Consider the following 22,529-nt stretch of genomic DNA (forward strand, 5'->3'; position numbering starts at 1 on the left):
CGCTATACTCATATATCGGAACGAAAAGACACTATGAACGGCTTCACGGAAAGTCGATGCTATTTCAATAGCGCGACGAGTTCAACAAACTTATATTCCCACTAATGCTCAAAGACATTTTCAAAACTATCGGAACGGGTGTGCGCTGGATTGTGCTCGTCGTGGTCGTGCTGTTCCTCGTTGAGGAATTGATCCGCGTTTTTTGGTATGTGGTCGGCGAATGGGGATTTTTACATGCTCTAATTGACGGCGCCGTGCTGTATAAAATCGGAGAGGCGGCGATTCTCATTCCGTTTTTCCTGTTTGTCCATTGGGTTGGCGTCTGGGACTCGGAGCGCTCGCTTGTCTTCGCCCGCAAGACACGCTGGTTGATCCGGGCCGGCGGACTTTTATCGCTCGTTGCGTATTTCGATCTGTTTCACCGCGTCATCTGGGCCTGGTGGGTGATCCTGCTGATCGCTCTCGCTTTGATTCTCCCGCCGCTTATGAAGGTTATCGCTCGGAAACGTGCCGTGTGGTGGGGACGTATCCTGGCTGCCGTCATCGTCATCGTCATGCTGATTCATTATGTCCTCAGCTTTCTCTTGACCGGGTATTTCATCGCGCCGTTACCCGGACCGACTCCGTCCCCGGCCGACACCCCCGAAGGCCGCTGGCAGCAGGATCTCGTATATCTGGCGGACAACCTCCCGCGCCTTCACCTGAACGCGTTTCATACCGTTACGAAGGAGCGGTTCAACATGGAGGTCGAGCGCTTCCGTGAGGCCATTCCCGACCTGAACCCGCATCAACTCAAGGCTGGTTTCTATCGCATTGTGGCTCTGATCGGCGACGGCCACACCGGGATCAGCAATTGGGAGGGGCCGTTGGCCGGTAAGCTTCCGGTGCGCTTTTATTGGCTGAGTGACGGCCTGTTCATCACGGCAGCGGCTCAGGACCAACCCGACCTGCTCGGTGGAAAAGTCCTTAGGCTGGACGGCCTCAGCGCCGATTCGGTCTTCGACAGCGTCTGCACTCTGTTGCCGTATGAAACCGACAGCTACTTGTTGCATCAAGGTGTCCGATATCTCATTGATGTCGATTTTCTCCAGGGGCTTGGTCTGGCCGACGACAGCGGTCGGGTGGATATCACGGTTGTTAGCCGCACCGGCGACACGATTCACACTTATCTTGAACCGGTAACCGGAGCGGGGCAGAAGCTTCTGACTCAACTGCCGGAAACGCCACCTGCGTTCAAGTCTTCCGAGAAAGGGGAGTACTGGTCGGAGTTTTTTGACGATGGAAAGATCGCTTATTTGAAGTATAACGCGTTCACCAGCCCGCTCGAATTCCCGAAGTTCACGAAGACGTTTTGGGCCGAAGCCGACTCGCTGGGATCGGACTATCTCATTATTGATTTCCGCGAGAACGGGGGCGGTATGTCGTACTGCTTTGACGATTTCTACGACCAGATTTTGGCTCACGAGCGCATCAATCGGAAGGGACATCTTTATCTACTGACGAACCGACGGACTTTTTCGTCTGCCTCGATGTACGCCGCGATTTTGCGCCGGGAAACTGAGGTTATTCTGGCCGGTGAGGATATGGGAGGCGGTTTGAATCAGTACGGCGACATGCGCTTTTTCACGTTGCCGAACTCGGGCGTGCAGGTGAGCTATAGCGTGCAATACTTCGAGCTTTGGCCCGACAGTCTTGGCCCGTTCGTCCTGGACCTTCCGATCCCGGTCTCCTCGTCTCAATACTTCTCTTCTCAGGACCCGGTCCTCGACTCGGTACTGACGGTGATACGAGGGGAGGAAGCGGCCGAGACAGTCGAGTCGACCGATTAGCAATCCTTTTGTGGGTGGCCCGGGGCTTGGGGATTGTTGACAAACCTCAATCGCGGCGGAGACAAGCCCCGCCGCTACGCGTAAAGTGCCTTAACCTCGCGTAGCGGGCGGCCTTGCGTCGCTCGCATTATAGATGTGTTTTTACTGAATATCCGAACGGCGGGTGGCCCGTGGGCTTGCCCCGGGTTTCCAGAAGAACGTTCATCAGGTCTCCGCAAGTTCTATTCATCTCGTGCATTTCGATCGACGTCTGGGTGGCCAACCTTTTAGGTGGGTTCCTTTCTGTGGTCTTCACTTCCGCATTCCCTACAATCCTTCTCCAACAACCGTTATAGCGGCGTTAGGTGAAGGACTGGCGGGTGGCCCGTGGGCTTGCCCCGGGTTTCCAGAAGAACTTTCATCAGGTCTCCGCAAGTTCTATTCATCTCGTGCATTTCGATCGACGTCACGACCGGATAGGCGAATCTGAGCTCCCCCCGCATTCCCTACAATCCTTCTCCAACAACCGTTCTCGCGGCGTTAGGTGAAGGACTGGCGGGTGGCCCGTGGGCTTGCCCCGGGTTTCCAGAAGAACTTTCATCAGGTCTCCGCAAGTTCTATTCATCTCGTGCATTTCGATCGACGTCACGACCGGATAGGCGAATCTGAGCTCCCCCCGCATTCCATACAATCCTTCTCCAGTAACCGTTCTCGTGTTATTAGGTGAGCGGCCAGCCATAGGCGAGCTATGAAGCGGAGAAGAGACAAGACGGGGACAGGATTCAAGCCCAAACAAAAATCTGCAAAACGAACCCAATTCGCCGTATCCGATAGAACTACACGCAAATACAGCGAATAGATGCGCGATCGATTCAGCGGTAAATGTTGTTGGGAAGCCGAAAAGTTCATATTGCGTTGCCGCCCCTAACTCACTATTCTTACCCCGATTGCCGGAGTGGTGGAATGGTAGACACCAGGGACTTAAAATCCCTTGGGCTGTTAGCCCGTGCCGGTTCGAGTCCGGCCTCCGGCACCAGCTTGGCTGGTTTTTTCGCGAGGTAGTTCACAAGAGCGACAAGGGGAGGCGCCGCGGTTGAAATGTGTTTGTATGTTGTGGCCTCTCCGGCACCAACTTGGCTGGTTTTTTGTGAGGTATTTCAAAGGGAGGTCGAAACTCCTTGTGCCCCACCCCTCGGGTGGGATTCGCGAAGCGAGGTATTGACATTTCATCTGATTATCGTTGACACTCGCACCGGGTCGGGACAGATTGGAACCATGACGCAAGGACGCTTCAAACTGCCCTGTTGGATCGAGCGCCATCCGCTTCTGACGGTGATACTTATCGCAATCGCCGTACGGGCGGTGGCGGTTGTTTTCTCGAAAGGTTTCATCCATTCCGACGACCATTACGATACGGTCATGATCGCCTATGACTGGCTGCGCAACGGTTTCTGGGGGGCGAACGGTTTCCTCCGCTGGCGACAAGAGCCCTCCGATATGATCGGCCGTTTTCCGCTTTATGTCATGTCGCTTTGGGCGATGATGAAAGCTCTCACTCTTTGCGGCGTGCAGGCGCTCAACAGTATGATGTACGTCGTCCGCGCTGTCCACGCGGCGATCAGCCTGATTCCCGTCTGGGTGGCATTCAAAGTCACGGTCTGGACGACCCAATCGAAACGATGGGGGATGCTGGCGGCGCTGGTAGTGGGACTCAACTTTATGATGCCGTTCCTGGGTGTCCGCAACCTGATCGAAATGGTCGGCGGCAATATCTGGATGCTCACGATCATTGCGGTCTATCAATACGAACGTAACCGCAGGGAAAGCTGTCTCGTACTGGCCGGCTTGGCGGCCGGACTGGCCTGGATGATCCGTTTTCAAATGGCCTCGGCGGCAATTCCGATCCCGTTCATCCTCTGGTGGCAATATCGATCCGTCAAACCGGCGCTGAGTTTCGCCGTTGGAGTCGCAGTGATGTTGTTTGCCTCGGGACTGGCCGACCTGTACTGGCTCGGACGATTCGGTGGCTCGACCATCACGAACATAACCATGAACGCCGGACTGCCCGCTCTCTATAAGACTATCCCAGGGCTTTTCCCGTTGATTCTGCTGCTGGCCCTGGTGCCGCCCTGGTCATTCGTTTCGGCTGTAGCGATGTTCCGCAAGAGCTTTCTGATGCGCCACGCGGTTCTGGTCGGCAGTTCATTTTTCTTCGTGTTGTTTCACCTCGCGATGGCCAACCAGCAGGAGCGATTCGTATTCCCGATCATTCCCGCCTTTTTGCTTATGTCGGTCCTGGCTGTCTGGCACAAGAAAGAGGACAAAGGGTATGTTCTCAAGAGTCCGCGTTTGTTGCATTGGCTGGTCGGAAGCAGCGTTGTCCTTGATCTGGTATTGTTGATATTTCTTACGCCCGGTTACGGACATAAAGGACTGATCGAACCGGTGGTGCGGATCAGAGCGGAGGAGCCTTCGGCGCATGTGCTGTTCATCCAGCCGGGCATCCACAAATGGATACCGATAAGTTACGGTGGTGAGGCAATGTCTCGTTTTTATGTGCGCGAATGGGACGCTCTCGATCGTGCCCGATCCGATGGCGGTGCGTTCGATTACGTGGTGTTGCTGCCGCGCGATGCTGCCGATCTGAACGCCTATGAGGACTCCGCACGCACGGTTTGCGGAGCGATAGTCCCGGATTTCGAGGTAGCGCCGTCTTGCTATGACTGGCTGCTGCACAAGGCCAACCCGCATCATAATCCTGATTACGCGGCGTTTGTTTATAAGTCGAAGTAATAGAGGTCTTTGAATATGGGAGTGGGAAAGGCGGTTGCCGAAAAGCAACCGCCCTGAACGCAACTATACTCCAGCGAAGGAAATATCTTTGAACAAAAGGCTCGGTCGGATGATACTGGAATAGCGATAGACATCGTTGCCGACCTCAGCCAGACTCCCCCAGAGATCGAGAGTGTTGCCGGAAATGTTCATCTCGTTCACCGGCTGGGTAAGCGCCCCGTCTTCGATCAGCATACCGATAATACCGTAGGAGTAATCGCCGGTGGTGCTGTTGTTGTTGCCGCCGACGAAACTGGTCACGAAAATACCGTGTTTCACCTGGGCGATCAACTGGTCGAGATTCTTGTCGCCCAGTTCGAAGGTAAGGTTGGAGTAACCACCGGTTGTCGGTTTCATGCCTAACTTGCGGCCGTAGTAGTCATCCACGAAATAGTGTTTAAGAACGCCTTTGTCGATCATGGTGCGATGTTTGGCCGCGATTCCCTCACCGTCGAAAAGGCGAGAGCCCATGCCGCGCGGAATAAAGGGATCATCGATCATGGTTAGTTTGTCGGAGGCGATTTTCTGCCCGAGTTTACCCTCAAGAAACGAGGACTTTTGTTGTAGAGCGCTGGCCTGCATGGGATAAGTGAGAGCGCCGATCATGCGTGAAGCGGCGCGGTTCTCGACCAGCATGTCGTAAATGCCTGAGGCCAGTTTCTTTTGTCCCAGTTGGCGCAGGGAACGTTGCACCGCCTCTTTTCCGCAGGCAGTTGGGTCCAGCAGATCAGCAATGTAATGCACCGGGGCATAGCTCCAGTCGGATACCTTGTGACCTTGACCGTCATCGACCGTGACTTCGACTCCGGACCCGAAATTGGTTGATTCCTGGGATCCCTGGAAACCGTTGGAATGCACTTTTACCGAGCTGGATTTGCCGTCGTAATAGTAAGCGGTAGCGGATGTGACTTTATCGCTCGCGGCGCGAGCTACTTCTTCCATATTGGCGGCAATCTGAACCCGTTTCTCGGGCGTTACCTGATCGAGGCGAGCATCGTACAGCTCCAGGTCATGTGCTTCGCGACCTTCGTAAAGGGCTGGGTCCGGCAGGGTGCGATAAGGGTCGCTGTCCAGATATCTGGTCATGGCAACCGCCTCGCTGATGAAATGTTCGAGTGTCTCTTTGCGGATGTCGCAGGTGGAAGAACTGGAATACTTGCCGTCGATATAAAGCGCCAGGGAAAGAGAATTCTCGGTGGCTTCGGTAAGCCGGTCCAGTTTCCCGTCGCGATAATCGACATTGACGCCTCGGTCGTTGGTAATGTTGACCTTCACTTCGGTAGCGCCGTGCGCTTTGGCGCGGCTTATTACCCAATCGGCCAGTAATAATCTATCGTTATTGTTCATTTTCGTTACCTCGTTGTTGGATCGTCGGACCTTAGCCGGCGATGCCGCCCACGGTTATTGAGGAAACCTTGACAGTTGGCAGTCCCAGAGAAACCGGAACCGACTGGCCGCCCTTGCCGCAGGTCCAGACACCATTGTCAATCTCGAAATCATCGGCGACCATAGTCACCTTGGTCAGGACATCCGGACCGTTGCCGATGATATTTACGTCCTTGATCGAGCTGGTCAGTTTACCGTTTTCGATAAGACGTCCCGATGCGACATAAAACGTGAAATCCCCCGGACCGATACGGACTTCGCCGTTGGTAAAGGCTTCTGCGAGGATGCCGCTTTTAGTTGAGGCGATAATTTCATCGCGCGTGTGCGGTCCCGGAGGCATGTATGTGTTGGTCATGCGCGGAAGCGGGGGGAAGCGGAATGATTGACGACGTCCGTTGCCGGTGGATTTGACCTGGTAATGCCTGGCGGAGATGCGGTCGTGCATGTAAGTCGTGAGGATACCGTCTTGAACGAGGTAGTTCTTTTGCGAATCATTGCCTTCATCGTCGCAGTTGATCGAGCCGCGTTCGGCGACCGTGGTACCGTCATCGACAATTGACACGAACTTCTCGGCGACCGGTTTGCCGATCTTGTCGCTGAAGATCGATTCCCCTTTACGGTTGAAATCGGCTTCCATACCATGGCCGATTGCCTCGTGGAGTAGAATTCCGCTGGCGCCTGCGGCCAGAATGACCGGCATTTCACCCGCCGGTGGTTTGACCGCTGTGAACAACCGAGTGGTCCGTTCTACCGCTTCCCGGGCAACACGATCGATCGTTGCGTCGGTGAGACATTCCAAACCGCTGCGTGAGGCAAAACTGCGACCGCCGCTTTCGACTTTTCCATCCTGTTCGGCCGTACAACTGGCGTGGATGGTTACCATGGGTTGATAGTCACAAACGATACGACCGTCGGAGGTTGCCGCCATGATATACTTGGTCTCGTCGTTGAACCAGACTTTGGTCTTAATAAGTCGTGTGTCCTCTGTTTTCATGTGTTCGTTGAGGCGAGTAAGGAACGGCATTTTACGGTCAATGCCGACATCTTCCCAGGCGGTTTTGACCGGGTAATAATTGGGGATATCGTGAAGACTAACTTTGGCCGGCGGGGCGGTTCTGGAATCGCTGGCGATATTGGCGGCTGTTTGAGCGGCCAGTTTCATGGCTGCCGGTGTGATCTCCTCGGTGTAAGAGTATCCCGTCTGGTCACCCTCGATCACCCGGATACCTACCCCGAAATCGACATTGGCATAGGCACGGTTAACGGAGTCATCTTCCAGACCTACCCAGTTCGATATGGTGTGCTCGAAATAAAGATCGCAATAGTCGCCACCCTTTTCTAGGGCGGTTGCCATGATTTCCCTGATGGTGGCTTCAGTCACCCCGAAATGATCCAAATAACCGGATAGACGATCCGCATCCGGAATGCCAAAAGCTCTGGCGGGATCGATTCTCAAGAAGAATGGAATCGAGGCCAGAGCGATTCCCTTGGCGCTGGTAACCAGAAAGTCTCTGCGGGTTTGGTTTGCCATGCTGCTCTCCTGCAAGGTTTTCTATATCTGATGCTGTTGCTTGTATACCAATTCATTGCTCTATTACCTATGACGAAAAAATACGGCCGGGTATGCATTTCATTTGAGTTTTTTTCTGCTTCAGTTGCATTTCTTGACCCCAATACCGTTGGGAGCTATTATTCCGGTATGCAGAATAAGGCTACCAGCAATAAGGAAGGCATGCATTGGTCATGGCGGTTGAAAGCATTAATGGCCGTTTTGATCCTTATCGTTGTATGTGGATTGCTCGAACTGGCCGCTCATATGGTTGTCCCAGGTGCGGACAGTGAGACAAAAACTCCCCCAAATGTCGGCTGGCAGGCGGAGTTTTTCAGTCAATCTTTTGGCTGGCATGAGCCTGATCCGGAACTTCTCTGGAGGATGCGGCCCAAACTAGAGAATTCGTATCTCAGGACCAACTCCGAGGGACTGATCGGGGAAGAGGTAAGTCGCCCCAAACCTGACGGGACTTATCGTATTCTGCTGCTTGGTGATTCATCGCCGGTGGGATTGGGATTGCCGTCATATCGGTATGCCTTCGGACCACAGGTGGAAGCGTTGGTGGAAGGGGAGTTGGGTTTCGAGAGGCCGGTGGAACTGGTCAATGCCTCGGTTTCGGGTTACACCTCGGAACAGATCAGGCTCTGGCTGGAGCGGCACGGCTGGAGTTATGAACCTGATTTGGTATTGTTGTACTGTGGTAATAACGATGCCTCAATCTCAGGTATGGTGAGTGATCGAGATCTCCTGGCGGATCAGCGGATGACCGGATTACGCCGGTTGCTTGAAAAATCAGCTCTTTACAGGCTTATGAAGGCAATGCTCAAACCGGCAGAGTCGATAGCGGATGAGTCAAAACTGGTCGTAAGAGTTGAGCCTGAACGGTTCTCTGAAAATCTGGAGAATATCGCCGCTCAGTGCCGGGATCACGACTGCCCGCTGATGGTGATAAAGCCGCCGGTGCCGTTACTCTGGCCGGCCGGTTTGCAATTCAAGCTGTTTGCCTTTCAGGAATCAGGTGAAGCGACGGTGCACATGCCTGAGGAGATGACTCGTATTCTTGGCCGTGATTTAAGATACTGTTTCGATTCCGCCGAAATAACCGAACGATACGGCAAAGCGGACTGGTTCACGAAAACGGTCTATGCCAGCGCATATAAGGACTCACTCACACCAGCTCAGGCTGTCGAGCTGTATGAAGCTGAACTTGAGGGTGAAGGCGGTAACGCGACTGTATACAATAACTTGGGCGTATCGCTATCTTCTGATAAGAAGTATGATCAAGCTGAAGTTGATTTTCATGAAGCCCGAACACGGTTTGCCTCGGAGCGATTGAGTAATCCCTCAATTGCCGAGTTGACCGCCGGATCCGTGTTTCTCTACAACCTTGGATACAACCGATATATCGGCGAGCGTTTCGGTGACAGCAGTTTCGGTGATCCCTGGATTTATCTCGATTCAGCCTTGCAGGCAGATTTCTTTTCCCTGAGAATCAAGCGCGATTACTGGAATCGAATCGATTCTTTAGGACAAGAACCGGGGGTATATGTGGTTGACGCACCTCGGATGTTCGACCGCAATGATCGCGAACGGCTGTTTATCGACCATTGCCATCCCACCGTTAGAGGGCATTCATTGATCGCACTGCAGATTCTCGATGTGATGAGACTGAACCGGCTTTTACCGCGCTGAGTCTATATATCGTAATACATCTGGAATTCGTACGGTGTCGGGCGAACTCGTATTTCGGTCACTTCCTTGCGCTTCAGAGTTTTCCAGTTATCCAGCAGATCCTCGGTAAATACCCCGCCTTCGATTAGATACTGATAATCGTGGTCGAGAGCGTTCAGGGCTTTATTGAGCGAAGTCGGTAGCTGGTGAATTTCGGCCAGCTCTTCAGGGGGAAGAGTGTCGAGATTTTTGTCGAGCGGCAAGCCCGGGTCGATCTTACGTTTGATACCGTCGATTCCGGCCATGAGCATGGCAGCGTAACCGAGATAGGGATTCATAGTGCCGTCTCCGGGACGGAATTCGAACCGCATGGTTTTAGGCTCGCGCTGATAGCCCGGGATGCGAATACAGGCGGTTCTGTTGCCGACCGAATAGGTGCCGGCGACCGGAGCCTCGAAACCAGGAACGAGCCGTTTGAACGAATTGGTCGAGGGATTGGAGAAAGCCAGAATCGAGTCCACATGCTCCAGAACGCCGCCGATATAATACAATCCCATTTTCGAGAATTTAGCCGGTCCGTTTTTATCAAAAAAGACCGAACCGTTCTTGTCGGCCAGATACTGGTGAACGTGAAGCCCTGATCCCGGCTCGTTAAACAACGGCTTGGGCATGAAAGTGGCCGATTTGCCCATGCGGAAACAGTGGTTTTTAACGAAATACTTAATCAGCATCGACTGGTCCGCCATGCGCAGGAGCGGAGCGAACTTGGTCTCGATTTCGTGTTGACCGCCGCCGCCTACCTCATGGTGGTGGTATTTTATCTCGACACCGATACGCTGAAGCATGGCGCAGATTTCTGAGCGAATGTTGAAGATGCGATCCATCGGCGGGGCGACATGGTAACCCTTTTTATAGGGAATCTTGTAGCCGAGATTCTCGTCGTCTTCTTCGGCGTTCCATTCCGCTTCGGTCGAATCGAGATAATAGAAGGCATGATCAGGACCCTGCCAGAAATTAACCTTGTCGAAAACGTAGAATTCGAACTCGGGTCCGATCATTGAGGTCAGGCCGGGTTTGAATTTCTGGAGGTACTTAACGGCATCGGCCGCGACCCGGCGCGGATTACGTGAATAGGGGCGGATTTTATCGTCCACGTCCATGATGTCACAGATCATCGACAGGGTTGGACGCTCGAAAAATGGATCGACGTAAGCAGTGATGGGATCCGGGATTTGGATCATATCGCCGCGTTCGATCGACGAGAAACCGGGCATTGAGGAGCCGTCCACACCCACGCCGTATTTGAACAGGTCGGGGGTGAGAGAAGTGATCGGGATAGTGATATGGTGCCACAGTCCGGGCAAGTCGCTGATCTTCAGGTCGACAAACTCGATCTTATGGTCGAGTGCCATTTTCTTGAGCTGATCCAGAGTCATCTATTGTCCTTTCCTGTACCTCTCGAAATTTCTGGATCAAAGGTAATGTTTTTCGCCGAAAGCGCAAGGCCGAACGACAGAACCCGCAGGAATTCGATTGTGTAAACAACGCTAATTACTTGTTGTTGTTTGCCCGCTCGACTATACTTGTAGGACGACAATCAGGAGGAACAATATGCCTTTACTTCTTACGAAAGATGACGTAGCCAGGGTGCTACAGATGTCTGACTGCATTAATGTGGTCGAAAAGGCCTTTGCCGAAATGGCCCACGGAACCGCGGTATTACCGCTTCGGATACCGATCACGCCGCCGGAAGGGCTATCCCTTTACATGCCGGCTTATTTAAAGGAACTCGGGGCGCTGGCCTGCAAGGTTGTGACGGTTTATAAAAATAATCCCAAACGGCACAATCTCCCGACCGTGATCGGGAAAGTGCTGGTACAGAATCCGGACACCGGCGAGGTGGTTTGTATCATGGACGGCGGCTATCTCACGGCGGTTCGCACCGGAGCGGTCAGTGGTGTTGCGACTCGCTGGCTGGCACGTAAAGACGACGGCCTGGTCGCAGGTATCTTTGGCGCTGGAGTACAAGCTCAAATGCAGCTTTGGGCTGTTGCTGAAGCTCGCAAATTAAGTAAAGCCCTGGTTTACGATGTCTCCGATGAGGCGGCAACGAAATTCGCTAAATCGATGAGTGAAAAGCTCGGGCTTGAGGTCATAAAAGCCTCTTTGGCGGATGAACTGCTGGCTTCCGATATTATTTGTACCGCGACTTCATCGGCCTCACCGCTGTTTGACGGCAACAAGGTGAAGGAAGGTACACACATTAACGGCATTGGAAGTCACACTCCCTTGACTCGTGAACTGGATACGGCCATTATTAAACGTTCTCGATTTATCGCGGATTCTTACGAGGCTTGTCTTAAGGAAGCCGGTGATATCATGATCCCGATTGAAGAGGGAGCCGTTACGGCTGATCATATCGCTGCCGATTTAGGTGAGATCATTACAGCCAGGAAACCTGCTCGCACCGACGACAAGGAGATTACTCTTTTCAAATCCAACGGTCTGGCGATCCAGGATGTTGCCGCGGCGAAGCTGGTTTACGATAAAGCACTTGAGGCAGGTATCGGCATAAATGTCGATCTGTAGCCGTTGGACGACATTACTCAAATGAAAAGGCCGCTGAGTCAACAGCGGCCTTTATTTCTATCCATCATACTCTCGGGTCGGTTATGGACAAGGCTGTGGCGCCGGCCCGCCGTTGAACATCCAGTCAACCAGGTAGACCAGGTCGGCAATGTCAATGGAGCCGTCGGCGTTGACATCGGCTTCTTCGAATATCGGCGGCGGCGGACCGGAGTTAAACATGTAGTTAACCAGGTAAACCAGGTCTGAAATGTCCGTGCCGTCGTCGATGTAACCGTTGATATTGCCGCGAATGCCGACACAGTAGTCGAGTGTTTCGCAGGCATCGCCGATTCCATCCATATCGCTGTCGATCTGATCGGCGTTGGCTACGTCGGGGCAGTTATCTGTCAGGCCGCAGATGCCGTCACCATCGACATCGTTGGTAGAATCGTTCGGGCAGAAATCACAGACATCGCCGATGCCGTCGTTGTCGGCATCGAGTTGATTCGAGTTATAGTCGTCGGGACAATTATCACAAGCATCGGGGAAACCGTCGGTGTCGGTATCTTCCTGGCCCGGATTGTAAGCATCGGGGCAGTTGTCGCAGACATCGCCGATACCGTCGCCGTCGACATCGGACTGGTCGGCATTGGCTATATCGGGACAATTGTCGACATCTTCACAGATTCCGTCGGAATCGTAATCGGGACAGCAATTGATGGATTGCGTTTCACCGTTGATCCACATGAAGGGATATCCGGGCGGGGTGGGCCAGAAGGCGTACCAGCCGTACCAGGCATCGCAGTAGTATTGGAAAATATGACAGGTGTCGACTTCCGGGGTAGTATCGAACATGAGCGACGGCAGCGGATACACACTGTTGGTGCTGATGTACTCGAGGCCGATAAAGAACGGGCCTTCAACGCAACAGTCGAGCGCCATTGTAACCGTACCTATGTTTGGATAACAGAAGTACGCCGAGTCAAATTCAACGTATTGACGGCATATTTCTTCGCCGGGGCCATAGCAACTATCATAGCTTACCGCCAGATCATAAACAACGATATCGGCTCGCAACGGCCAGACGCGCGGTCGCGGATCCCAACTGTTGGGCGGATCGAACAAAGTGAGTTGTATGGAGGTAATCTCCATAGGGGCGGCATCGGGGTGACAGTCGTCCGGGTCGAAATAGACCACGGTGCGCATACCGGCATCGAAACCGGAATAATAGCCGAGAACGCTGTCTTCAAGCCACATTTTGTAAAGGGTGCAACCGGCTCTCAACTCCGGGATTTTGAGTTCGCTAAGATCGAAGGTTGCTTTTTCCAAAGCTACATCTAACTTCTTGCAGTCGGACCAGGCGATACTCGATGCCAGGCCGACCAGCAGCGTCAGTGTAATCGACAGTATAATTGCCCGCTTCATGCTGAATACCTCGTGATCTTAAGATTCGATTTGACCTCTGGGTATGACATTCCGATTGCGTCGCCATTCGTGAGCGACGCCTTATTCCTGCCTCTGGGTTCAATATATCAGACAGCATTGCGGGTGTCAACGGAAAGAGAGGGCGGAAGACTCAATTGTCCACGTTATTCTGTGGGCGGCAGACGTTCTAGTCTATCTCGGAATGAAATACGCGAGCGGTCAATACTACACGTGTTTGACTCAGGTTGGCAAGTAGTCGGGTGAGTTTCTTACTCCCTGGCTAATGAGTTCGCTCTGTACTTGTCGGGGCGATGTGAATTGCCTATCTTTACCCGAGTCATTCGAAGACACAGAGAGAACGGACACCAGAAAGGAGCAGGTCTTGAGAGTTCAAAGAACCGCTAATTATCACAGCAGGGTTTGGGGAAATGTTGCGAGTGTGTTTCTGGCGGTAGTCTTAAGTGTTGGTTTTGCCGTCGCAGCCGATTTGGAGTACCAGCGGCCCGCGCCGGAAATCGCAGAGTTGATTGAGGCTCCGCTGTTTCCCGGAGTGTCGGTCAGCCCCGACAGGAATTGGCTGTTATTGTTAAACCAGGCGGGGTATCCATCGATCGAGGAAGTGGCTCAACCGGAATTACGGTTGGCCGGTGAGCGTATTAGTCCCAACAATCATGGACCGTCACGCGCCTGGTATTACAACGGTTTAATGTTCCAGAATGTATCCAACGGGGAGCGTACGCTGGTCAAGGATATCCCCGAAGGGGCTCGGATCGACCGTGTTCGTTATTCGCCCAACGGCAAGCAAGTATCATTCTGTGTGACCGCTTCGGACGGCATCACACTCTGGACTGTTCCGCTCGGCGGCGACAAGGCTCGTCAGGTGAGCGCTCTCAAGTTGAATGCGACGTTGTCCACGCCGTATCGCTGGCTGGCCGACAACAAAAGTTTCGTGGCTCTTACCGTGCCGGGCGATATGGGTGATGTCCCCGTTGCTCCATTGGCTCCGGATGGCCCGGTGGTGCAGGAGTCGATCGGCAGGAAGGCTCCGGCGCGGACTTATCAGGATTTGCTCGAAAATCCACATGATGAGGATCTGTTCGATTATTACATGACCAGTCAGGCCGTTCTTTTAACGCTCGACGGTGAGGTGACGCCGCTGGGGAAGCCTGCCGTATATAACCAGGTGGCAGCGTCACCTGATGGAAAATACCTTCTGGTCGATATCGTTCATCGGCCTTATTCCTACCAGGTCCCGGCTGATCGTTTTCCGCATCGCGAGGAAGTCTGGGATATGACGGGGAAAGTAATTTATGTGGTCGCCGATCTTCCTCTGGCGGATGATATTCCCATTGCTTACGGATCGGTGCCGACCGGACGTCGAGAAATCAGTTGGCGAAACGATGCACTGGCAACCCTGGCCTGGGTAGAGGCGCTCGACGGTGGAGATGCCGGCGCAGAGGCGGAAGTCCGCGATCAGCTTTATCTGCAGGATGCTCCTTTCGATAAGGATCCGGTCGAGTGGCTCACGCTTGAGTTCCGTATCGGAGGGATTAACTGGGGTACGGACAAGTTGGCCATCGTGTCCGAGTGGTGGTGGCCGACGCGAACGGCACGAGCCTGGTTTGCGGCTCCCGGCACACCCAAGGCCGAACCGTCGCTGTGGATCGAGCGCAACTGGCAGGATCGTTATAGCGATCCCGGTTCTCCCATGATGGAAGACAACGAATACGGCTTTCCGGCTTTGTTGACGGCTGACGGCGGTAAGACGTTGTTCCTGTCCGGAGACGGAGCTTCGGATGAGGGCGACCGGCCGTTTCTGGATGAGTTCAACCTTACGGATAGAACGACCAGGCGACTTTTCCGCTCGGAAGCTCCCTATTATGAGTCGCCGGTAGCATTCCTAGATGTCGACAAACGTGTCCTGATAACCCGTCGGGAAGCGATTGAAGAACCGCCGAACTACTATCGCCGCGATCTGAAAAAGGACAAGTTAACGGCATTGACCGAGTTCCCACATCCAACCCCGGGATTACTTGGAATCTCGAAAGAGTTAATCAAGTACAAGCGCGATGACAGCCTCGATCTTACCGGAACCCTTTACTTGCCAAAGGGATATGATCCCGAGAAAGACGGTCCGCTCCCGACCATCCTCTGGGCATATCCTGAAGAGTACAAGAGCGCCGATGCCGCCGGGCAGGTGCAGGGATCACCATATCGGTTCGTACGAGTGTTTTGGGCGTCACCTCTACTCTGGTTGAATCGCGGTTATGCGGTGCTGGATGATCCTTCGATGCCGATCGTCGGTGAGGGAGACACCGAGCCGAACGATACTTTCCGTGAGCAGCTCGTGGCCGGGGCGAAAGCCGCGATTGACGAGCTGGTCCGTCGCGGGGTTTGCGATCCGGAACGCGTGGCGGTGGGCGGCCATTCGTACGGAGCTTTTATGACCGCCAATCTGCTGGCTCATTCGGATTTGTTCCGAGCCGGTATTGCCCGCAGCGGCGCATATAATCGCACACTCACGCCATTCGGTTTCCAGTCCGAGGAACGAACTTTCTGGGAAGCGCCGGAAGTTTACTTTGACATGTCGCCCTTTATGCATGCCGATAAAATCGATGAACCGATTCTCCTGATCCACGGCGAAGCCGACAACAACTCGGGCACGTTCCCGCTTCAGAGTGAACGTTTCTATGCCGCCCTCAAAGGGCTCGGGGCAACAGCACGCCTGGTGATGCTTCCGCATGAGAGTCACAGCTATCGGGCCATGGAGTCGATACTTCATCAGGCCTGGGAGATAGATCAATGGCTCGATAAATACGTTAAAAATGCCGAGCCGCGTGAGTTGATGAAGACCGAGAACAAAGAGACCGGCGGCAAATGACGGCTGCCAACGGCAGGGAAAAGGGGTAAACATGATGAGGTTTCTGAAACTTTTGGCAGGAGAGACGGTGATAACCGTCCTCCTGCTGGGCCTGGTTGTAAACGCTGCCGAAAAGCAGCCGACGATCCGTTTTGCTGTTTTAGGCGACCGCACCAATACCGCCAACGACTCCGCTTATGGTCTGGCGGTAACAGAGATAGAACGACTCAAACCGGATTTTGTGATGACCGTGGGTGATCATATCGAAGGTTACACTGAGGACTCGACCCGGATAATAACAGAGTGGGAAGAGTATCTGAAGGTGATTGAACCGTTGACAATGCCCATCCATTTTGCCCCCGGTAATCATGATATTACCACGCGGCCGATGGAACCGTTTTTCAGGCGGTTTGCGGCGGAGCCGTATTACTCGTTCGATTACGAGGGGCGTCATTTTGTGATCCTCGACAACACTCCGGGGGGAGGCGGTCCGGCAGAACCGATTGACGAAAAACAAATGGCCTGGCTGGAGAATGATTTATCAAGTCAGACTCCCGAGACGCAGATACTCGTTTTTTATCACAAGCCGAATTGGTATGAAACGGTCACATTGGGCAAGCCTGACGCCATGCACGATTTGTTCGTTAAGTACGGAGTCGATGCCGTTTTTACCGGACATTATCATGTTTATTTCACCGCCGTGCTGGATGGGATTAAATACACCTCGGTCGGTAGTTCCGGCGGCAATATGTCGCCCGGTCCGACGGGGATAGGCTATCATTTCTGCTGGGTCACGGTGTCGGATCGGATCGATGTCACTCCGATTGAATTGGGTGCTGTGAGGGCATGGGATGATGTCTCGGCGGAGGATTATCGCACGGCTACGTTAATCGAGGAAGAAGCGATTCAGCCCGGACAATGGCTCATGCTCGGTGATGACGGCGGGATTGGCGAAGGACGTTTCTCGATGCAGATCATTAACATGAACCACGAGACTGCCTATGCGGATAGTCTGCGTTGGTCGGGACTTGATTCTGATGGATGGATGATCGAACCGGCCGTTGTGTATGTGAGCATCCCTCCCGCTGAAACTGCGACCGTATGGTTCGAGGCAGAGCTTAAGGGATCGCCGTATCCATTGCCGAAGCTGTGGGGATCATTTATTTCGGCTCCGGACCAGACTATCAAAGCCTCGGGACTACCTCGCCTGGTGAAAGAAGCATATTGTATACCTGTGGCACAACCTCCGGTGGTGGACGGCAGTTTGGATGAAGCCTGCTGGCAAAAGCCCACAACAAAATTGCTGGGACCGGATGATAAGCCTGCTACCATCGATCCCACCAGTTTCTATTTCGCCTATGACGATAATAATATCTATGTAGGTGTTCAATGCACGGACCCGTACCCGGATTCTATCCAGGCTCGGATAACGGAGCGTGATGGGGCTATTTACGGTGAGGATTGTGTCGGATTCCTGTTTCATCCCGGGACCGACAGCGTGACCCATATCTATTTCAATCCCATCGGGACGATTTACGATCAGAAGATCACCTTCATGGAAGGCAGGTCTTACAATACGGATAAATCGTTCAATGGTGATTATGAGGTGAAGATCGCAGAAGGATCGAACGGCTGGACCCTTGAGGCACGCATACCGTTGAACGAGATCGGCGGGGAAAAGCCCGAGAAGGGGACGGTCTGGGATATTACCTTCCGTCGTAAGGAGAAACGGCTCGACAGTTCAGGCGACTGGATGCCGTACGATTACTATCCCCGGAATTTCGGTCTGCTTAGATTTGAATGATGGATATGCCGTCGGTCGGACTCGTTGGGACGAGCCCGACCGACATTTGAGATACTACTCTTCCAGGATCAACGGGCGCTGATCCACGAGATAGAAGTCTTCATCGCCAAAATCCTTGGCATACACTTCAGCTACATAGCTGCCGGCTGCGATATTCTCGATCACGGCCGTTATGTCATAATCGCAAATGCAGTAAGCGCCTTGTTCCGAGACATTGGTTTCGTATAAACGCAATGTGTCGCCGGCTTGTACGAAATTGAAATCGAGTACGAACGCACAGTTGAAAACAGCGTTGTGATGGGAAAAAGTCAAAATTCCATTTTCCCATAAATAGTTGATTTGTGCGGCATCCCTGGTCGATTTCGTTTCGAGACAATCACTATGCTCAACCGATGTCACGTGAGGTCCGTAACCGATAGTAACCGGAGCCGTGCCGACAATCTGGTGTTCGATTCCAAGCATAATCAATGTGTAGTTCCCCTCGGGATATCCCCAGGAACTGCTTTGCAGATCGAAGTAACAGATGCAGTCGCACTCGAATCCGGTGTCGCGCTCAATGGCCCAGATGATCGGGCCGGTGACCAGGTAATCGACCTGATACTCAAGACAGCATTGATAATATGCGCCGTTGTGATAAACCGTGATGGTATCCCCGGAAACCTCGACGATCATTTCCTCGGCAACATCCTGGTTAGCCTTCAAAGTCAGGCAGTCGCCTTGAATGTCGGTATGCCCTTCAATCACGTCCATACCACAGGTAAGAGGAGGACCGCCCTGGAACATCCAGTTGACTAGCAAAATGAGGTCGGATATATCAGTTGAGCCATCGCCGTTACAGTCGGCGAGTGGTTCCAAAACCGGTGGTGGGCCGGACTGGAACATATACGAGACGAGATAAACCAGATCGGCAATATCCACAGCGCCCGATTGGTTGACATCGCCGCAAACCGTTGCCTGCCCCGTCGAAGCCAATAGGCAAAACAAGCCGAAAACTAGAGCCATGATAGACCGTTTCATAGCTGGACTCCATTCTCTATGAATCATAACTCGATGAATATACCCCAGATATCACCAATAATATACCCTTAATACCATATTGGGTCAAGAGTAAACGGGCCTTTTGATCGAATCCGGGGATTGGCTAAAGCGCTTATATTCGCTTGATCAATCGGGTCTTTTCGGTTACATTCCCGGGCGATATGTTGCAATCACAGGCCCGAAACAGGCCTTAAGGATAGGACTGCCATGCACTCGGTTGAGGAAGCACAAAAGAACTACGAAGCCACCCGACAGAAGGTAGGCTATATACCACGTCGCGAGACGGACCCGGGAGTATACGCAAGCCTGGGATTCAAATGCGGCCTGGAGATCCATCAGCAACTACTTACGGCCAAGAAGCTGTTTTGTCGTTGCCCGGCTGGAATCTACAGTCATCAGGAAGATTTCGACGCCGAGGTAATCCGTCACATGCGGCCAACTCTCAGCGAGTTGGGGGAATACGACGGTACCGCCCTGATGGAATTCCGCACTCGGAAGAACATCGTTTATCGGATCAAAAGCGAAACTGCCTGCACTTACGAATTCGACGACACCCCGCCGTTTCGGATCGATCGGGAAGGCCTTGACATCGCAATCGAGATTGCTCTGTTGCTCAAGACCAATATCGTCGGTGAACTGCATATCACTCGTAAGCAATACCTGGACGGCTCCATCCCGACCGGTTTTCAGCGGACGGCGATTGTCGGTATCGAGGGAGAAATCCCGATTTCCAACAAGAAAATCGGAATCATTCAGATCAGCATCGAGGAAGATTCCTGTCGCGAGGTTTCCGATGTCGGCCATTGGCGCACATATACTACCGATCGCCTTGGGATGCCGCTGATTGAGATGGTTACTTATCCTCACATGCTCACGCCGGACGAGGCGGCAGAGGCGGGACATTATCTGCGGTTTTTGGCGCGTTCCTCGGGCAAGGTGCGGACCGGTATCGGTGCGGCTCGGCAGGATGTGAATGTCAGTGTAACCGGGGGAGAGCGGGTAGAGATTAAGGGGGTTCAGCATATTCGCTGGATTCCGGAACTGACTCATAATGAGGCTTTTCGCCAGAAGGCACTACTCCGGATCAGCGAACTTCTGAAATCACGAATCAAAGATCCAGCTGCCTGGCAGTCCAGGTCGGTAGAATTGACAGCAGGCGATGTAAACAGCTCTGAAGTTCTGCGTCAGGCGTTGGCAAACGGGCAGAAAGTGGCTGTAATAGCTCTACCGCAGTTTGCCGGTATTCTCTCTCATTTCACTCAGCCGGGGAAATGCTTTGCCAACGAGTTATCTGACCGCATCAAGGTTATTGCCTGCATTGAAAAACCCAATATGATTCACACGGAAGCTCTGGATCAGGACTGGCTGCTTAACGGCCAACTCCTGAAACGAGCCTCCGACCTGACAAAATCCGGTTCCGAGGATGCTCTTGTTATTGTCTGGGGTGACGCTCTTGACGTAAAAACCGCGGTTGAAACGATTGACGAACGCTGTCGTCTGGCTTTTGACGGTGTTCCGAACGAAACCCGTAAGTCACTATCTGACGGCACCACGCTGTTCGAGCGAGTTCTGCCCGGTCCTGACCGCATGTATCCCGATACCGATTCCGCTCCGTTGCCGATCCATGACGATCAGATCGACCGTATCAGAGAAGGATTGGCCGAAGAAGTAGTCGTAAGACAGAAGCAACTGAGCGACTGGCAGGTTCCTCATGATTGCCATGAGTACATTCTGAAAAGTAACCTGGTTCCGCTGATGGAGCAGATCGAATCCGAGTGTGAATTGAGCCCGCGGTTTATCGGGACACTGCTCGGCCATACGCTCAAGAACTACGAGGGTGTGTTTACAGCCTCTCCGGACTTCACGTTCAATAAAATACTGGGATTGGCCAGGTTCGTACGCGATAAGAAACTCGATCCGGGGATCATGCCGGAGATGCTCAAAGAGCTATACCAGCATCCCAATATGGTGTTTGACTCTATTCTGACTACGATTGGATTCAAGCCGCTCAGCAGTGATAAAATCCTCGCCGAAGTAACCACTTTGAGTCGTAAATTTGACGATATCAAAACATCCAAACGTCCCGATGCCCGAATTGACTGGATCATGGGAAGACTGAGACCGCTGGCCCTGGGAAATATGCCACTGGTCGAATTACACGAGCAGATTCAGAAGGAGGTGGGCCATGAGTGATATGTTCAAAGGCTATCGTGGGGCCGCTCTGGAATTGCTCAAGAAATTCAAAGTCCGGGTATGGTCGGATGCCGAAGTGAAAACCAGCCGAGGTGATTTTCGCGGGATCGTTTTGCCGCGCGCGGAAAACGACGATGATGAGCACGTCGTGTTGAAATTGATTACCGGATACAATGTCGGCGTCGATGTCGGCACTGTCAGCGATATGGTCGAAGTGGGTTACAAAGAAGCCCATTATAAGATTCCGGAGAAGGAATTCCCAACCAGTCCCAACAAGCCTTATGTCAAATTGTTTGGAACGGGAGGGACGATTGCCTCGCGTCTGGACTATCGCACCGGTGCGGTAATTCCGGCCTTCTCTCCGGGTGAACTTTATGGCGCCGTCCCGGAACTGGCCGATATCTGTAATCTTTCGACCGAAAAACTTTTTGCCGTGTTCAGTGAGAACATGGGACCATCGCAATACAAGAAATTAGCGGTGGCGATTGGCCAGGAGATCGAGAAAGGTATCGACGGTATCGTCGTCGGCCATGGAACCGACACCATGCACCACACGGCCGCAGCGCTGGCTTTCATGGTTCAGAACTCACCGGTGCCGATCGTGCTGGTCGGTTCACAACGGTCCTCGGATCGTCCCTCATCGGATGCCGCTCTGAACCTGATCCATGCCACCAAAACCGCCGCCGAGTCCGATATCGCCGAGGTAATGGTTTGTATGTTCGGCCCGACTTCGGATGAATACGGATTGCTGCATCAGGGAACCAGGGTGCGCAAGATGCACTCGTCCTACCGCTCGACATTCCGTACCGTCAGCGATGTACCGTTGGCGATGGTCGACAAGGAGAAGATAACTCCGATTAAAAATGATTATCGTCGCCGTCGCCGGGATCATGAAGTGAAAATCACACCGGTGTTCGAGGAAAAAGTAGCGATGGTTTATTACTACCCGAACATGATGCCGGATATCATCGACTCGCTCGTCGACAACGGCTATCGGGGAATTATCATCGCCGGAACCGGTCTGGGACATGTCAATAAGCCGATCTACGGCGCTATCGAACGTGCTACCTCCAAGGGAATAGCGATCTACATGACCGTTCAGACTCTCTGGGGGTATGTCCACATGTTCGTTTACGACACCGGACGCGATCTTATGGCAAAGGGAATCATCCCGGCTGAGAACATGCTTCCCGAAGTGGCTTATATCAAACTTGGTTGGGCTTTAGGGCAGACCGATGATCTTGATGAGGTTAAACGGATAATGCTTACTCCGATATCCCACGAGATCACCGAGCGAGAGCCCTACAACGGATATTTGATCTTCCAGGGGGGAGTCCCCGAAGTGGAAGCGTTCCTGAAGAAGATTCATAAGTAAGATATTCTGCCCTGGAA

Annotated in this window: 12 protein-coding genes, 1 tRNA gene and 1 pseudogene; 9 read left to right on the forward strand and 5 right to left on the reverse strand. The window is 53.0% G+C overall.

Going from position 1 to position 22,529, the window contains the following annotated elements; genetic code table 11:
• Positions 1 to 104: 104 nt before the first annotated feature.
• The 3 genes from PLF13_05390 to PLF13_05400 all read left to right on the forward strand — a co-directional run bounded on the left by PLF13_05390 (position 105) and on the right by PLF13_05400 (position 4,601).
• Positions 105 to 1,829 carry a hypothetical protein gene (locus tag PLF13_05390; GenBank protein ID HOP06711.1) on the forward strand — a complete coding sequence of 575 codons (1,725 nt, stop codon included), beginning with the start codon at positions 105 to 107 and terminating at the stop codon, positions 1,827 to 1,829.
• 928 nt (positions 1,830 to 2,757) lie between these two features.
• Positions 2,758 to 2,844, forward strand: a tRNA-Leu gene (locus tag PLF13_05395).
• A 182-nt stretch (positions 2,845 to 3,026) separates the two neighbouring features.
• Positions 3,027 to 4,601 (forward strand): hypothetical protein, encoded by a 1,575-nt coding sequence (locus PLF13_05400; protein HOP06712.1) that lies wholly within the window; start codon positions 3,027 to 3,029, stop codon positions 4,599 to 4,601.
• Positions 4,602 to 4,664: 63 nt separating this feature from the next.
• On the opposite strand, the gene PLF13_05405 is transcribed toward PLF13_05400, so the two are convergent.
• Together PLF13_05405 and PLF13_05410 are read right to left on the reverse strand one after the other, a co-directional pair.
• Positions 4,665 to 5,987, reverse strand: coding sequence for a TldD/PmbA family protein (locus PLF13_05405; protein HOP06713.1), 1,323 nt, complete (start codon positions 5,985 to 5,987; stop codon positions 4,665 to 4,667).
• 31 nt (positions 5,988 to 6,018) lie between these two features.
• Positions 6,019 to 7,557: a metallopeptidase TldD-related protein gene (locus PLF13_05410; protein HOP06714.1), complete on the reverse strand. Its 1,539-nt coding sequence runs from the start codon at positions 7,555 to 7,557 to the stop codon at positions 6,019 to 6,021.
• A gap of 168 nt (positions 7,558 to 7,725) precedes the next feature.
• On the opposite strand from PLF13_05410, the gene PLF13_05415 reads away from it, so the two are divergent.
• On the forward strand, positions 7,726 to 9,270 hold the full coding sequence (locus PLF13_05415) for a hypothetical protein (GenBank protein HOP06715.1): 1,545 nt from the start codon (positions 7,726 to 7,728) through the stop codon (positions 9,268 to 9,270).
• Between the two features lie 2 nt (positions 9,271 to 9,272).
• On the opposite strand, the gene glnA is transcribed toward PLF13_05415, so the two are convergent.
• Positions 9,273 to 10,685 (reverse strand): type I glutamate--ammonia ligase, encoded by a 1,413-nt coding sequence (gene glnA / locus PLF13_05420; protein HOP06716.1) that lies wholly within the window; start codon positions 10,683 to 10,685, stop codon positions 9,273 to 9,275.
• A gap of 175 nt (positions 10,686 to 10,860) precedes the next feature.
• Here glnA and PLF13_05425 point away from each other — a divergent pair, with 175 nt between their 5' ends.
• Positions 10,861 to 11,838: an ornithine cyclodeaminase family protein gene (locus tag PLF13_05425; GenBank protein HOP06717.1), complete on the forward strand. Its 978-nt coding sequence runs from the start codon at positions 10,861 to 10,863 to the stop codon at positions 11,836 to 11,838.
• A gap of 312 nt (positions 11,839 to 12,150) precedes the next feature.
• Here PLF13_05425 and PLF13_05430 read toward each other — a convergent pair.
• A pseudogene (locus PLF13_05430) lies at positions 12,151 to 12,522 on the reverse strand (thrombospondin type 3 repeat-containing protein).
• Positions 12,523 to 13,624: 1,102 nt separating this feature from the next.
• Between PLF13_05430 and PLF13_05435 the strand changes: the two are divergent.
• Positions 13,625 to 16,123 carry a prolyl oligopeptidase family serine peptidase gene (locus tag PLF13_05435; protein HOP06718.1) on the forward strand — a complete coding sequence of 833 codons (2,499 nt, stop codon included), beginning with the start codon at positions 13,625 to 13,627 and terminating at the stop codon, positions 16,121 to 16,123.
• A 67-nt stretch (positions 16,124 to 16,190) separates the two neighbouring features.
• Positions 16,191 to 17,906 carry a metallophosphoesterase gene (locus PLF13_05440; protein ID HOP06719.1) on the forward strand — a complete coding sequence of 572 codons (1,716 nt, stop codon included), beginning with the start codon at positions 16,191 to 16,193 and terminating at the stop codon, positions 17,904 to 17,906.
• Positions 17,907 to 17,960: 54 nt separating this feature from the next.
• Here PLF13_05440 and PLF13_05445 read toward each other — a convergent pair whose 3' ends face one another.
• A complete protein-coding gene (locus PLF13_05445; protein ID HOP06720.1) occupies positions 17,961 to 18,923 on the reverse strand; it encodes a dockerin type I repeat-containing protein in 963 nt (320 codons plus the stop codon).
• Positions 18,924 to 19,151: 228 nt separating this feature from the next.
• On the opposite strand from PLF13_05445, the gene gatE reads away from it, so the two are divergent.
• On the forward strand, positions 19,152 to 21,137 hold the full coding sequence (gatE, locus tag PLF13_05450; protein HOP06721.1) for a Glu-tRNA(Gln) amidotransferase subunit GatE: 1,986 nt from the start codon (positions 19,152 to 19,154) through the stop codon (positions 21,135 to 21,137).
• Positions 21,130 to 22,512 (forward strand): Glu-tRNA(Gln) amidotransferase subunit GatD, encoded by a 1,383-nt coding sequence (gene gatD, locus PLF13_05455; GenBank protein HOP06722.1) that lies wholly within the window; start codon positions 21,130 to 21,132, stop codon positions 22,510 to 22,512. The genes gatE and gatD overlap by 8 nt, the downstream gene beginning before the upstream one ends.
• Positions 22,513 to 22,529: the final 17 nt, after the last annotated feature.

It is taken from the genome of Candidatus Zixiibacteriota bacterium (assembly GCA_035380245.1).
Classification (GTDB): domain Bacteria; phylum Zixibacteria; class MSB-5A5; order GN15; family FEB-12; genus DAOSXA01.